The organism is uncultured Winogradskyella sp. (assembly GCF_947495255.1).
Taxonomy (GTDB): domain Bacteria; phylum Bacteroidota; class Bacteroidia; order Flavobacteriales; family Flavobacteriaceae; genus Winogradskyella.
The window spans coordinates 117714-133254 of record NZ_CANLYI010000007.1 but is presented as its reverse complement, the minus strand read 5'-3'; the positions used below and the strand labels follow the sequence as shown (position 1 = coordinate 133254).

The 15541-nt window shown below is 30.5% G+C and carries 7 protein-coding genes; all 7 read left to right on the top strand.

Annotated features, from left to right (window positions below):
- Window positions 1-832: 832 nt before the first annotated feature.
- The gene (locus Q0807_RS12630; RefSeq protein WP_191099766.1) at window positions 833-1273 is read left to right on the top strand and encodes a hypothetical protein; all 441 of its coding nucleotides are present in this window, start codon (window positions 833-835) and stop codon (window positions 1271-1273) included.
- A 125-nt stretch (window positions 1274-1398) separates the two neighbouring features.
- Window positions 1399-2040 (top strand): DUF6266 family protein, encoded by a 642-nt coding sequence (locus tag Q0807_RS12625; RefSeq protein WP_191099767.1) that lies wholly within the window; start codon window positions 1399-1401, stop codon window positions 2038-2040.
- A 332-nt stretch (window positions 2041-2372) separates the two neighbouring features.
- Window positions 2373-3305 carry a sterol desaturase family protein gene (locus Q0807_RS12620; protein ID WP_299110395.1) on the top strand — a complete coding sequence of 311 codons (933 nt, stop codon included), beginning with the start codon at window positions 2373-2375 and terminating at the stop codon, window positions 3303-3305.
- Window positions 3306-3702: 397 nt separating this feature from the next.
- Window positions 3703-9177, top strand: coding sequence for a PAS domain S-box protein (locus tag Q0807_RS12615; RefSeq protein ID WP_367180256.1), 5475 nt, complete (start codon window positions 3703-3705; stop codon window positions 9175-9177).
- A 45-nt stretch (window positions 9178-9222) separates the two neighbouring features.
- Window positions 9223-11361 (top strand): ATP-binding protein, encoded by a 2139-nt coding sequence (locus Q0807_RS12610; protein WP_299110393.1) that lies wholly within the window; start codon window positions 9223-9225, stop codon window positions 11359-11361.
- 69 nt (window positions 11362-11430) lie between these two features.
- Complete coding sequence (locus tag Q0807_RS12605) at window positions 11431-11805, top strand: response regulator (RefSeq protein ID WP_299110392.1); 375 nt, start codon at window positions 11431-11433, stop codon at window positions 11803-11805.
- On the top strand, window positions 11792-15535 hold the full coding sequence (locus Q0807_RS12600) for a sigma 54-interacting transcriptional regulator (protein ID WP_299110391.1): 3744 nt from the start codon (window positions 11792-11794) through the stop codon (window positions 15533-15535). Before Q0807_RS12605 ends, Q0807_RS12600 begins: the two co-directional genes overlap by 14 nt.
- Window positions 15536-15541: the final 6 nt, after the last annotated feature.

The window sequence follows — 15541 nt, the reverse complement described above, 5'->3', positions numbered from 1 at the left end:
TAGAAGTTATAGGAGCAAAAATCCTTTCAGAGGTTGCCTACGGCGTGTTATTATATTTTCGTCGCTATAACTGCTATTATGTAAAATATCCGCTATTCCAACGCTCACATCCGAACTTCTAACTACATTTTGAACAAACATTAAACAGTCGAACATTCAAAGGGTAACGTTAATTTATTATAATATTCGTTATCTCATTCAACTGCACAAAACCATCGTTAAGTCCAAGTATTCCTTACCTCAAGTCTTTGTTTGTTTCATTTCACTAACAAATATTAAAGTCCACTTTTCCCCACCACCCAAGAAATAGGATATAAAAAAATAGGTTTACAATATTTTGTAGTACGCCATAGCACATTACTTTTTATCGTGCCTCAAAAAAGCAATAAGCTATTGTCTAAAAGTCCTGTATAAGTAGCTTGTTTAAATGCTGTTTTATCAAACAACTATTTAAAACGCTACATATACAAACGCTTCATCCAACGCTCAAATACGAACTGAAACCTATTTTTTTAAGTGTTAATTCCCCAGAAAAGTTAAAAGTAAATTGAATCAAGTTTAAACCGATTTGAAATATTAAAATAAAAAAAGATGGCAAATATATGTGGCTACCTCTGCCAACCGCACAAGGCTATAAAGGTCAAGCCCTACGGGTTTTGAATAAAACTTTTTTCAATACCCTTTTTCTTTTGATTTAGACATTCAACTCAAAAAACTTTTATCCAAAAACCTTGACAGCCTTACCCACGCCACAACAACTATAGCTATCTTTTTTCTTTTCAAAAAAAATAATGGCGCGAAGCGTAGCGAAGCAATTTTAAATTGGATAGCTATGTCAACTTTTGAACTAAAAACACACCAAATCGGAAGAACCTACTCGAACCCTCATTTTTTCATTCTAAATAAAGGTCTAAACAGCGGAAAACCACTCTTAAAATCCTGTGCTAACTGTTTCGTTGTCACTACTACAACAGAAGAGGTAAAACACACACTTTTTCACTTATCTATGATGTTGCAAATAGGCGGTTTTTACGCTTACTATTTAAAAGGAAGTGTTATTCCGTTTATTTCAATAGATGATTGCAGAAATACTCTAAAAAATAGTTTTATATCATTAATAAATAATGAATTTCAATTGCAAAAGCATATTAATATAGTGTCAGCAATTTGTGAAAAAGAAGCCGAACTTCAAAAAGTCATTTCGAAAATGGCAGATTTGAAAGTATCATATATCCAAAGTTTATTTTCTAAAATGCAAAAAGAAGCAATCTAAAGCAACAAAATCCATATCAAAAGAATAGCATAAAACTTGCCATATATTTCAGCGGAAGGTACAACTTCGTGTTAAGTCCGTACCAAGTCCGAAGAAAATTATGTTTCATTTAAATTATTTATGTTATGGGTAAAATTGCTCAAGGTATTTTAGGAGGTCTTTCAGGTAAGGTTGGTAACGTTATCGGTGGAAGCTGGAAAGGAATTGATTACATTAGAATTAAACCTTCAAGTGTAGCCAATCCAAGAACTGTTGGTCAAGTAAACCAAAGAACCAAGTTTACTGCCACTTTAGAATTTTTACAGGCTGTAAAGCCTTTTATTAAGTTAGGATATAAAGGGTTAGCTGTTAAGAAAACAGAATTTAATGCTGCAATGTCGTATGTATTGAATAATGCTATTACAGGTACTGAACCTAACTTTGTTGTTGACTATCCAAACGCTTTAGTAAGTCGAGGAGGTTTATCTGGTGTGCTAAACCCAACGACTGATTTAGCAACTGCTGGAGAAGTAACTTTTGGGTGGGATGATAACTCTGCTGAAGGTAACGCAAATGCTACTGACAAGGCGATGTTATTGGTTTACAATCCATCAAAAAAGGAATCTATTTCTTTACTTGATGGAGCAGACAGAACAGTAGGTTCTCAAATTATTCCAATCCCAACAACTTATGCAGGAGATACAGTAGAGCTATTTATGGCTTTTATTACTGCTGATGGTAGTCAAGTATCAAACAGTATTTATTTAGGCTCTGGTACAGCTAATTAATGCTTGGTGTTTTTATTTGGAAACCGCTCTAATCGAGCGGTTTTTTTTATACTATATTTGTTGCTCTATTTATTAATAGTTGTTGTCAATCTTCTCTTATTATCCATTTTTTGTATGCTATTTGTTGCCCAAATACAATAGCACTAATGAATACAAGGGTAGTTAAATATTGTATCGGTAAATAAATTTAATTTTCTTGTTTCAATATAGATTCAGAATAAGAAAATAATATAAATAGAATCTTTTAATGCGTATTCGTTTCTCTTTATTTAATGGGAGTTGAGACATCGTTTTTTAATTATAACATCAACTCATATTAGATATTTAAATACATGGATATTACAAACCCCTTAGTTTATGGAGTGCCTTGCTTTTTAGGTTTTATAGCTCTTGAACTTTCTTACAGTAAAACTTTTGATAATAAAAAGTTATATAAACGAAAAGATTTAATTTCTAGTTTATCACTTGGTGTAGGTTCTGCTATTTTAGGAGCATTGTTAAAAACAGTATCTGTGATGCTTATTTTTAATTTTGCTTACGACCTTTTTAATCCACTAGTAGATGGTGTGCGCACAAATATTATGGGATGGGAATCTTTTGGATACGCTTGGTATATTTGGGTTATTTGCATGCTGTTAGATGATTTCTCCTATTATTGGTTTCATAGACAAAACCATATGGTAAGGATTTTTTGGGCGGCACATATTGTGCATCATTCTTCAGATAATTTTAATTTAGGAACTGCAGTTAGAAACGGTTGGTTTACCTTGTTTTATAAACCATTTTTTTATGTTTGGGTTGTGATAATCGGTTTTCCGCCAGAAATGCTTGTTGTATGTTTAGGTATTGAATCTTTGTGGCAGTTTCAATTACATACGCAGTATGTAAAAAAGCTTGGGTTTATTGATAAAATTCTAAATACTCATACAATGCACCAGGTGCATCATGCTCAAAATATTGAGTATATGGATAAAAATCATGGTGGAATTCTTAATGTTTTTGATAGAATTTTTGGTACTTGGAAAGAATTAGATGAGTCTATTTCTATAAAATACGGCGTTTCTACACCGCCTAATTCATATAATATTTTTGTAATTCTTACTCACGAATACAAGAATATTTGGGATGATATGAAAAAATCTAAAAAGTGGAGTGATAAATTTATGTATGTATTTGGTCCTCCAGGTTGGAGTCATGATAATAGTACAAAGACCATAAAACAAATACGATTAGAACTTATAGAAGCGTCAGAAAAGAAGGCCTAAACATTTTAGTTTCTATTTTCATTGTTAAACAATAAGACTTCAAAATTATAAACCCTAGAAATTAGTTTTTTTTATTTTTTTATTAGTAAGTTATTATTGTTCAGTGTATTGAGTTGTCTTGTTTTTTCTCTTAGCTCTGTCCTATATTAACTATTTCTTTTGTTCTCTTTTCTTAATTCGTTTACTCTGAGCAAAGTCTCTTAGTCTGTATGATATTTGTTTATTAATTAAAAGTAATTAGTTATTCCATTTTAAAAAAAATGGATCAATAGCTTTCAACTTATTATTTGTTATTCACATTTAATGTGATAGTCAGAATATTTATGTAAATTATGCCTAATAGTTTTTTATGCGAATAAGCCCTTAACTTCTTTTGCTCCAATAACTAAACCGCTTTATGACTATTTATATTTCTATTTTTTTAGGATTTCTTTTGATGTCCTTTAGTTTCCTTTTCCTTTATAAGCTCAGGTCTAAAATTGGCTTGGCTCCACTTTTTATTCTTTTGGGTGCAGTACAGTATTTTCAGTCCAATCTAGGACAAATATTTAGTGTCAAAATTTTAGATGATACTATACTTTACCCAGTATCAACAATTCTGTTTAGTGGATTGTTATTTGCCATTTTATTAATTTACATAAAAGAGGGGCTCGCCAATGCAAGAGGCGTTATTATTGGTGTTGTAGTATCTAATGTTGTAATGTCCTTAATGTTGCAGATTGCTAATGCATATCAATTTACTGGTAATCAATTGGGTGATGTTATTACTTCTAATGGCTTAATTAGTACCAGTATTAAACATTTGTTAATAAGCACAGCATTACTAATCATTGAGCTTTTAATGTTGGTAGTTATTTATCAATTTTTAATTAAAAAAATTAAAAAGGTTCCGTTTTTATTTTCAGTGTTTATAGCACTTACCATTGTTTTAGTTTTTGATGCCGTGATTTATAATTTAATTTCTTTCGATAATTCTGCAGTATTAGAGTCATCATTAATGATTGAAATTGTAAGTAAATCTATAATTGCATTAGTATACACATCGATACTTTATTTTTATTTAAAATATTTTGATGACGAGAAATCACACTTGAAGGATAGTACCAACCTAAAAAGAGGCATATTTTCTAGAATAGAAAATAATAAAACAAAGGGCGCAGCTCATATTAATGAAAAAGGTGTAAAACAAAATTTAACATTTGATGTTGAATCTACTTTAAATAATGTTACTGATGGTTTAATTTCTTTAGACTCTGATTGGTATTATACTTATATAAATAAAAAAGCAGCTGATCTATTAGGTAAAACACCTGAAGAATTAATAGGTAAACATATTTGGACAGTTTTTCCGGAAGGAAAGGGGCTTTCCTTTTATCAAATTTACCATAAAGCCGTTGAAACCCAAGAAACAATATATTTCGAAGATTATTATAAGCCTTTAGATCAATGGTTTGAAAACAGAGTTTATCCATCAAAAGATGGTCTTACAATATATTTTAGAGATATCACCGAAAAGAAACAAATAGACAGCTCTAATCAAATGTTAGGTTCTTTAATAAATACGAGTGATGAATTTATTGGCCTAGCCTCCTTAGAAGGGAAACCATTTTATCTAAATTCTAATGGTAGAGCATTAGTAGGATTAGACGATGACGAAAACTTACCAGATTCTATAACAAACTTCTTTCCCGATTATTATAAAAAAGTAATTCAGGACGAGCAAGTGCCTAGTATTCTATCTGACGAAAAATGGAGTGGTGAAGCACATTTACAAAATTTTAAAACCAATAAGTTAATCCCAATAGAAATGTCTGGTTTTTTAATTAGAGATGAAGTTTCAAACAATCCAATTGCTTTAGGGATAGTAGCAACTAATATTTCAAAACGTAAAGAAGCCGAAAACGAAATATTAGATGCGCAGCAGAAAATGCGAGCTGCCATCAGAATTGGTAAAATTGGCCATTGGTCTTGGGATATAACTACGGATGAAATTTATTGGTCAGATTTTATGTATGAAATTTACGATGTAAATAGAGATACAAAAATTGAGATTAATACCGTATTAAATAAAGTGCATCCTGATGATAAAAGTTCTTACAATGAATTTAGTACGCACAGAATAAATAATAAAAGTAGCAAGCCTTTTGAATATAGAATTTTAGGTAAAGACAAAACCTTAAAATATGTAAGAGTACAGATGGAGGTTATAGAGAATGCATCTGGTGTACCCATAAAATTTCATGGTACTGTAAGAGATATTACAGAACAAAAACAAGCGGAAGAGGATTTAATAAATAATGAATTACTGTTTAGAGAGTTAACGTCTACAGTGCCTGCCGGAATATTTAAAATGGCTCTAGACGGAACTTGTAACTATGTAAACAAGCAATGGATAGAATACGCAGCAATGTCATTTGAAGACGCTATGGGTTTTGGTTGGACCAATGCTATACATCCTGAAGATAGAGATAGAGTACTAAAAGAATGGATGCAAGTGGTGCCAACTGGTGATGAGTTTAATGAGAATTTTAGGTTCCGTAATGCCGATGGAAAGGTTCTGTTTATTTCTGTTAAGGCTGTAGGAAATTACAATTCAAATAATGAATTATATGGTTATATAGGAATTTGCTTAGATGTTACACAAGCCAAAGAGGATAAAGAAAAATTAATAAATAGCGAGAGACTCTTTAAACGAATGACATCTGAAGCACCATCTGGTATATTTCAAACTGAGATAGATGGTTCTTGTAGTTATGTAAATGAGAAGTGGATGCAATATGCAGGTTTAACTTATGAGGAGTCAATGGGGTATGGTTGGGCAGAAGCAATACATCCAGATGATAGAGAAAGAATTTCAGTAGAATGGCAAGACTATATAGCTTCTGGAAGACTTGAATTAGAAACAGAATTTAGATTCTTACATAAAAACCAAAAAGTCGTTAGTGTATCTGTAAAAACCGTTGGTATTTTTGATGCTGACTATAACTTAAATGGTTATACTGGTATGGCTATAGACATTACAGAAAGAAAGAAAGCCGAAGAAGAATTAATTAATAGTGAGTTGCTTTTTAGAGGTGTAACAGCTAATGCTCCTGTAGGTATTTTTAAAACAGATAAAGAAGGTGCGTGTAATTTTGTTAATGAAGAATGGCTAAAATATTCCGGACTAACGTTTAAGGAGTCAATGGGTTTTGGTTGGGCAAAAGCTATACATGATGATGATTATGATAGGGTTTTAATAGAATGGGAGAAATTCGTGATGTCTAAAACCAAGTTTAATGTAGATTTTAGATTTGTAACTAAAGAAAATGTGGTAACATGGATGTCTGTTAGAGCTGTGGGATTGTATGATGCCAGCAAGGAATTGTATGGTTACATTGGTATGAATTTAGACATCACTGAAAGAAAAAAAGCAGAAGATCAACTTATAGAAAGCGAAAAGTATCTAGAAAATATTTTAAATAATATTGGTGATCCTGTCTTTGTAAAAGATGATCAAAGCAGAATGATACTAGTTAACGATGCACTTTGTTCAATTTTTAATACAACCAAGGAAAATATTATAGGAAAAACATTAGCAGAAAATGTGCCTTCAGAGGAACGTGATCGCTTTTTAAGTAATGATAGACATGTATTAAATACAGGTATAGAAAATGTAAATGAGGAAACTGTAAATTTAAACAGTATTGAAACGAGGTCAATTTCTACGAAAAAAACAAGATTTATTGATGCTAATGGCAACAAATTTATAATAGGCGTTATAAGAGATGTGACAGAACGCAAAAAAGAAGAGCAAAAAATTGCAGAAATGCAAAGAAAAATTGAATCTGCTATAAGAATTGGTAAAATTGGGTATTGGAGTTGGGATATGGTAACTGATAAAATATTTTGGTCTGATTTAATGTATGAATTATACGATGTTGATAGAGATACAGAATTGAAATATAATACTGTTGCAGATGCCATACATCCAGAAGATCGCGATTTTCATAAAACTATAACCGAAGATAAAATTAAAAGTAAAAGTTCAGAGCCTTATGAGTATCGTATTCTTTTGAAAAATGGTAATATTAGATATGTAATGGTGCAAACAGAAGTTGTAGATGATGACTTAGGGAATTCAATTAAATATCAAGGTACGGTAATCGATATTACAGAAAGGAAAAAAGTAGAAATAAAACTTATAAATAACGAGAAACTATTTAAACGTTTAATTTCTAAAGCACCTGTAGCTATTTTTCAGGCAGATAAAAATGGCTCATGCAATTATGTTAATCAAGAATGGATGAATTATACAGGTCAATCCTTTGATGATGCTATGGGTTTTGGTTGGTCAAATGCCATACATCCAGAGGATAAAGAAATGTCAATTAGAGAATGGGAAAAGTCAGTTTCAACAGGAAAAGGATTTAATTTAGTATTTAGACATCTTCATGAAGATGGAAGTGTTTCTTGGTTGTCTAATAAAGCCATTAGAACTTATGATGAAAATAATAACTTTAATGGTTATATCGGTATAACATTAGACATTACAGACAGTAAAAATGCAGAAGAATTAGTTGTTAAAAATAAGCAATACCTTAATAATATAATTAATAATATAGGTGACCCTATTTTTGTAAAAGACGATCTAAGTAGGTTAATACTTGTAAATGATGCATTTTGCTCAATCTTTGGAATGCCTAGAGAAGCCATTTTAGGTAAAACTCTAACTGATAAAATTTCATCTATAGAGTCTAAAACCGTTCTAGATATGGATAGAAAAGTTATTGAAACAGGAGAGGAAATTGTTACCGAAGAATCGGTTAGCATAAATAATAAAGAAGCTCGTACTTTTTCTATTAAAAAAACAAGGTTTGTTAATTACAATGATAATAGACAAATAATTGGTGTTCTTAGAGATATTACCGAGAGCAAAAAAGTAGATGAACAAATTAGAAGATCACACCAACGTCTCACAACTCATATAAATAACTCACCTTTAGCCATTATAGAATGGGATAAAGATTTTAAAATTACTAATTGGTCTATACAAGCTTACAACATATTTGGTTGGGAAGAAGCTGATGTAATAGGTAAACACTTTGAGGAATTAGGGTTAGTTTATGAACAAGATAAAGGTATAACAAGCATTATTTATAAAGAACTAATTAGTGGAGATGTAAAAATTAACAGATGTATTAATCGTAACAATACTAAAGAAAATAACACAATTTATTGCGAATGGTATAATTCCGTTTTATTCTCACCAGATGGTGAGGTAGAATCGTTTTTGTCTATGGTTCAAGATGTAACAGAGCGTATAGAAATTGAAAAAAGTATTACGGAAAGTGAAGAAAAATTCTCTAAGGTATTTCATTCAAGTTTAATAGGATACTCTATTGTAAATACAGATCAGGTTAGAGTTGATGTTAATAAAACAATGGCAAAAATGTTAGAGTCTACACGAGAGCATTTAATTGGTAAAACAATGGAAGAGGCCAAAGTAGATGTATTAGATGATTTTTATTTTGATCAAAAAAATAGACTATTTGAAAAATTAATGAAAAATGGCTTTTTACATAATGAACAAATAGATAGGACATTAGTTAGTGGTAAAAGAATAAGTTTATTATGTTCTGTTGAAGCCATAGAAATAGCAGGAGAAACACATGCGCTTTTTGCTGTTATAAACAATACAGAAAATAAAATAACAGAGTTAGAATTAGAAAGCTATAGAAATAACTTAGAAGAATTGGTAGAATTAAGAACTGAAGAGGTGCATTCTAAAAACTTAGAATTAGAACGCATGAATAAACTTTTTGTTGGAAGGGAATTAAGAATGAGGGAGTTAAAAAATATGATAAAAGAACTAAATAATAAAAATGAATAATTGGACTAATATTAATATATGGGAATCAGCTAAATTAGTCTAGAGATGAAACGTAGTGCTTTTTTTCAATATTTAAAAAAACCTTTAGTAGCTGGTTTATTAACTTTTGCTTTACTTCTATTCATTACTCAATATATTGCGTATCAGAAATATTTGATAAGCAAAAATGAGCAAAGACGAGAGTTAAATAGCGAAATAAGTTTTATTAAAGACAAATTGCAGGCCTTAATTATGTACAATTATTCTGCAACAAAATCACTTGCTTACATCGTAGAACGAAATGGAATTCCCGAAGATTTTGAGGATATAGCTAAGAATCTATTAGAGCATCAAGATTATTTCGATGCTGTAGAGTTAGTTGATAGTACTGGTGTTATAACTCATGTTTATCCTTTAAAAGATAATGAAGTCATTGGTTTTAATATTTTAACGAGTAAAGCGGCTAGCACAGGCGCTCTTGCTACTATAAAAAGCAAAGATTTTTATATAGCAGGCCCTGTTAATTTAAAGCAAGGTGGTGTTGGTATTGTAAGTAGACAGCCAATTTTTATAAATGATAAATTTTTGGGATTTTCTGCCGTTGTTACAAGGCTTTCTACTTTTTTTGAAGATTTAAAAATAGACCATATCAATGATAATAATTTTGATTATCAATTATCTAGGGTCAATAGATCAACAGGAGAAGAAGATTTTTTTTTAGAAAATGATTTGTCGTCTATTGAGGAGTTTGCTGTGCCTATAGAGTTATCTTTTGGAGAATGGAAACTATATGTAGTACCAAGGCATAATAAAACAAACACGATGATTTGGTTTGTGATTATTGGTTTAATTATTTCACTAATAGGAGGTTGGGTTGCATGGTATTTAAACGGACAGTCAGAACGATTTAAAAGGTTGGTTACCAAAAAGCTAGAAAAACAAGAGTTACAGTTAAAATATATTCATGAAACTACAGAAAATCAAATAAAAAAGAGTGAATCAAATTTAAATAGAGCACAACAGATTGCAAAACTTGGCAGTTGGGAGCTTAATTTAAAAACAAATGATTTAACCTGGTCAGAAGAAGTTTATAGAATAATAGAAAAAGACTCTAAAAATTTTAAGGTAACTCTTAATGGGTTTTATGATATCATTCATCCAGAAGATAGAGATTCTGTAATTAAAACGATTAAGGAGTCAATACAGAATAGAAAACCATATCATTTAACATATCGCTTGTTATTTGGTAATAATCGAATAAAACATATTGATGAACAATGCGAAATTCTTTATGATGAAAATCAAAATCCAGTAAAAACCTTTGGTACGTTACAAGATATTACAGAACGAGTAATCAGCAAAAACGAACTTTTAAATTTTAAAAATAATCTAGAAAAGTTAGTTAATCAGCGTACAGAAGAACTTAATGATAGTAAAGAAGCCTTATTAAATCTTTTAGAAGATATAAATTCTCAATCTATTGAGTTAGAAAAAGAAAAAGAAAAAGCACAATCAGCCGATTTAATGAAGTCTGCATTCTTAGCAACTATGTCGCATGAGTTAAGAACACCAATGAATTCTATCATTGGTTTTACTGGTATTCTGTTAAAAGAGTTAGCGGGTCCATTAAATGACGAGCAAAAGAAACAACTCGCAATGGTTAAGGGTAGTGGGCAAAATTTATTGGGCTTAATAAATGATGTTTTAGATATTTCTAAAATAGAAGCTGGTAAATTAAATGTGTCATTTTCGCCTTTTAATTATCTCGCTTCATTACAAAAAACTATTGAGTTTTTAGAGCCACAAGTTGCCAAAAAAGGTCTTAAGTTAATGACGGAAATCTCTAATTTAGATATTACTTTAGTCAGTGATGAAAGGCGAATAGAACAAGTACTTTTAAACTTAATTTCTAATGCGATTAAATTTTCTGATCAAGGGACTATTTTAATAAAAGTAGGTGTGGAAGGTGAATTTGCTGTGACGCAGGTAATAGATGAAGGTTTAGGAATTGCTAAAGAAGATATCGTTAAGTTATTTCAGCCATTTGTTCAGTTAGAAGGAGGTTTAAATAGAAAACATGAAGGAACAGGTTTAGGCTTAACAATTAGTAAGAGCTTAATAGAAAAATTAGGAGGTACAATTATGGTGGAGAGCGAAACGGGTAGAGGAAGCAATTTTACATTTACGATACCTTTAAAGTTTTAAATTAATTAAATTTAAAAAGTGCTGTATTTTTTGTAACTTACTGTTAATGAAATTTTTAATTAGGAAGCAATGAGTTTATCTATTTTAATAATAGAAGATAACGAGCAAAATATGTATATGTTATCGTATTTACTAACCAACAATAATTATAAAGTGATTAAAGCTTTTAATGGAAGAGATGGACTAAATTTAGCTCATAATAATCATCCTGAAATAATTTTACTAGATATTCAGTTACCAGACATGGACGGTTATGAGATTTGTCTAAAATTAAGGCATAATGGCTTGCCAAAAAATACAACAATAATAGCAGTTACATCTTATGCCATGGGAGGAGATAGGGAAAAAGCAATTGAGGCAGGTGCAGATGGTTATTTAGAAAAACCAATTAATCCAGATACTTTTGTGTCGGAAATGGAAAAAATTTATAATGCAAAACAATAGTTATAGTGGTATGAATACTATTTTAATAGTAGACGATATTTTTGAAAATCTGTATTTGCTTAGAGTCATATTTGAGAAGTCAGGATTTAAAGTTCTCGAAGCAGGTGACGGAAAAGAAGGATTAGAAGTATTATCTAAAAATGAGGTAGACCTTATTGTTTCAGATATTTTAATGCCAGTTATGGATGGTTATATGTTTTGTCAAGCTTGTAAAAAACAAGAAGCCTATAAAGACATTCCATTTGTATTTTACACCTCTACTTACACCGAAAAATTAGACGAGGACCTAGCGTTAAAGTTAGGTGCTGCAAGATTTTTAAGAAAGCCAACGGACTATGATAGTATGGTGTCAATAGTTGAGGATATTCTAAAAGAAAAAGCGGTAAAATCAAAAGCGTTTATTCAAGATGATTTCACTGAAAAAGAAGTTTTAAAGTTTTATAGCAAACGACTCATTAGTAAACTAGAGCAGAAAAATTTAGACCTAGAAAAAGAAATTATAGAGCGTGAAAAAATAGAACAATTATTAATTCATGAAAACGAAATATTAGACTTATTAGCCGTAAACACGCCTTTAAATGAAGTTTTTAATAGAATGTTACTCAATTTCGAATCTATTCATCCAGAAAGTTTAAGCTCTATTAGCCTTCTTGACGCTGATGGTATACATCTTCATACTGAAGCTGCGCCATCTTTACCTAAAAAGTATATTGAAGCTTTAAAAACAATAGTAATTGGTGAAAATGTAGGTTCTTGTGGTACAGCGGCTTATAGAAAGGAACCTGTAATTGTATCTAATATAAGTGAAGATAGATTATGGAAAGATTATAAAGATATTGCATTAAGTTATAATTTAAAGTCGTGCTGGTCGCTCCCTATATTATCTAAAAGTGATGAGGTTTTAGGTACTTTTGCTATTTACAGCAATACTATATCAGCGCCTTCATTAGAGGATATTAATGAGTTTAACTCCGTGTTAAATTTAGCGAAAATAGCAATTGAAAAGTCGAGGATTGTCAATGAAATAAAAAAGAAAGACGAGTCTTATAAATCGTTAATTAATCAGGCTATTGATGCCATTATTACGTATGATTTTGATGGTACTATTTTCGATTTTAATAAAGCTTCGTACTTAACGTTAGGATATACTAGAGAAGAATTTCTAAAATTAAGACTTCAAGATTTTTTAGTAGATGACATCATAAGAGATAAAAATATTTATCAAAATATTTTAGACGGTAAAGCTGTCGTTTTTCAAAGACAATTAATTTGCAAAAACGGAACTATTATTGAAGGCGAAATTTCTGCAAAAAGAGATATAGATGGTAAGGTTGTAAGTATTGTTAGAGATATTACAGAGCGCCAGAAAATACTAAAAGCTATTAAAAAAGAAAAAGAATTTTCTTCTGGACTTTTAGAGTCAATGCAAGAAGGTTTATATACTATTAACCTAGAGTCAGAAATCATAAGTGTCAACCCTTCTTTTTGTAAAATGACAGGTTTTTCAGAAAAAGAATTATTAGGAGTTAAACGACCTTATCCATTTTCAGCTCCAGAATTGGCAGAAAGCAATAATGAGCACTACCGGTTGTTAACAGAGAATAAAAATTTAACAAGTTACGAAAACATCTATGTACGTAAAAATGGAGAGCGATTTCCTGTACAAATTATTGTCTCTAGAATTAACGATGAAAATGGGAATAAAATAGCAAATTTTGCAACCATACAAGATATTACAGAACGTAGAAAAGCAGAGGTAGAATTAAGGTTGTCTATAGAATTTAACGAAAAGTTAATTATGTCTATGCAAGAAGGTTTGCTAATTGCAGGTCTAGACACAAAACTTATATTGGTCAATGATTCTTTATGTAAAATAACAGGATATTCTAAAGGAGAATTACTAAGTCATGCACATCCTTATCCATTTTGGCAAAAAGAAGACTATGATAAGGTATTAAATAGTTATACAGATGTTGCACAAGGAAAATCTAAAGAGATTTATTTTGATATAATTAAAAAAAGTGGAGAAAAAATTAAGGCTTCATTTTTTACTGGTACCATTAAAAACAAAAAAGAAGAAGTTATAGCTGTATATGCTACAATCAAAGATATTTCAGAAGAAGAGAAATCTAAGCAACTTTTAATTAATAAAGAAAAAAAATCTACCCAAAAGAAAAAGGTGATATTAGAGTTGGCTAAATTAGTAGGTCAAGATTTAAGTATATCATTAAAAAGAATAACAAAATTAGCGTCACAAACTTTAAATGTAGAGCGCGTAAGTATATGGAGTTTCAATGAAGATAAAAGTGCAATAGTTTGTGAAAATCAATATACGTTAGATAAGGAATACTCTGAAGACAATTATGGCTTGAATTATTCTGATAATCCAAGTTATTTTAATGCATTACAAAGCAATCAATCTATACTTATTAAAGATGCCATTAATGATGAGCTTACTAAACCATTCGCGGAATCTTATTTATTACCTAATAACATTAGTTCTTTAATGGATGTACTAATTAATAGTGCAAATGGAAGTTATGGTATAATATGTTTTGCGCATGAAGGAGATGATTTAAGAGATTGGACAGCAGAAGAGCAAGAGTTTGCGACTTCTATAGCAAGTATAGTTTCGTTAATGGTAGAAAGTAATGAACGCAAATTAGCAGAAAAGAATCTTGTATTAGCAAATTCAGAACTGTCTGAGGCAAATAGTGAGTTAAATGTTTTACGTGAGAAGTTAGAGCAAGAAAACGTTTACCTTAGAAATGAGTTAGACCTTGTTTTTAATTATGAAGAAATGGTTTATGGAAGTGCAGCATTTGGTAATGTATTATCCGAAATAGAAAAGGTGGCACCAACTGATGCAACCGTTCTTTTACTTGGTGAATCTGGCACTGGTAAAGAATTATTAGCAAGAGCAACACATAATATTAGTCACCGAAATAATCATCCTTTAATTAAGGTTAATTGTTCCGCAATACCAAGAGAACTCTTTGAGAGTGAGTTATTTGGGCATAAAAAAGGGTCATTTACTGGTGCTTTTAATGATAAAATAGGGAAATTTGAATTAGCAGATAATGGCACATTGTTTTTAGATGAAATAGGTGAGTTGCCATTAGATATGCAGCCAAAAATATTAAGATTTTTGCAAGAAGGAGAAATTGAAGTTGTTGGTGGTGCTGGTGTTAAAAAATTAAATGTTAGGGTTATTGCAGCAACTAATCGTAATCTTAAAGAGGAGATAGAAAAAAAATTATTTAGAGAAGATTTATATTTTAGACTTAATGTGTTTCCTATAGATATTCCACCATTAAAAATGCGAAAAGATGATATCCCTTTATTAGTAGAGCATTTTGTAGATAAATTTAATAAGGCTTACGGTAAAAACATAAAGTATATTACTGATGAAGCTATGGATAAACTTAAAAGTTATAATTGGCCTGGTAATATTAGAGAATTAGAGAATCTAATAGAGCGTGCATCGATATTATCTTCAGATGAAACATTGTTAATACCAGGATTTGAATCGTCTAATCAAAAGGCAAAATCAATTAATACTAAAGATCTATCATTAGATACTGCTCAGCGTAATCACATTCTTCATGTATTAGAGCAGTGCAATTGGAAAATAACAGGTGCACAAGGCGCTGCTGAATTGTTAAAATTAAAGCCAAGTACGTTACGAGATAGAATGTCTAAATTAGACGTAAAAAAGCCGATAGAATAATCACGG

Bases quoted from the DNA above. Each gene is read 5' to 3' on its own strand.
- Q0807_RS12630 (WP_191099766.1), top strand. From the start codon at position 833: ATGTCAACTTTTGAACTAAAAACACACCAAATCGGAAGAACCTACTCG.
- Q0807_RS12625 (WP_191099767.1), top strand. From the start codon at position 1,399: ATGGGTAAAATTGCTCAAGGTATTTTAGGAGGTCTTTCAGGTAAGGTT.
- Q0807_RS12620 (WP_299110395.1), top strand. From the start codon at position 2,373: ATGGATATTACAAACCCCTTAGTTTATGGAGTGCCTTGCTTTTTAGGT.
- Q0807_RS12615 (WP_367180256.1), top strand. From the start codon at position 3,703: ATGACTATTTATATTTCTATTTTTTTAGGATTTCTTTTGATGTCCTTT.
- Q0807_RS12610 (WP_299110393.1), top strand. From the start codon at position 9,223: ATGAAACGTAGTGCTTTTTTTCAATATTTAAAAAAACCTTTAGTAGCT.
- Q0807_RS12605 (WP_299110392.1), top strand. From the start codon at position 11,431: ATGAGTTTATCTATTTTAATAATAGAAGATAACGAGCAAAATATGTAT.
- Q0807_RS12600 (WP_299110391.1), top strand. From the start codon at position 11,792: ATGCAAAACAATAGTTATAGTGGTATGAATACTATTTTAATAGTAGAC.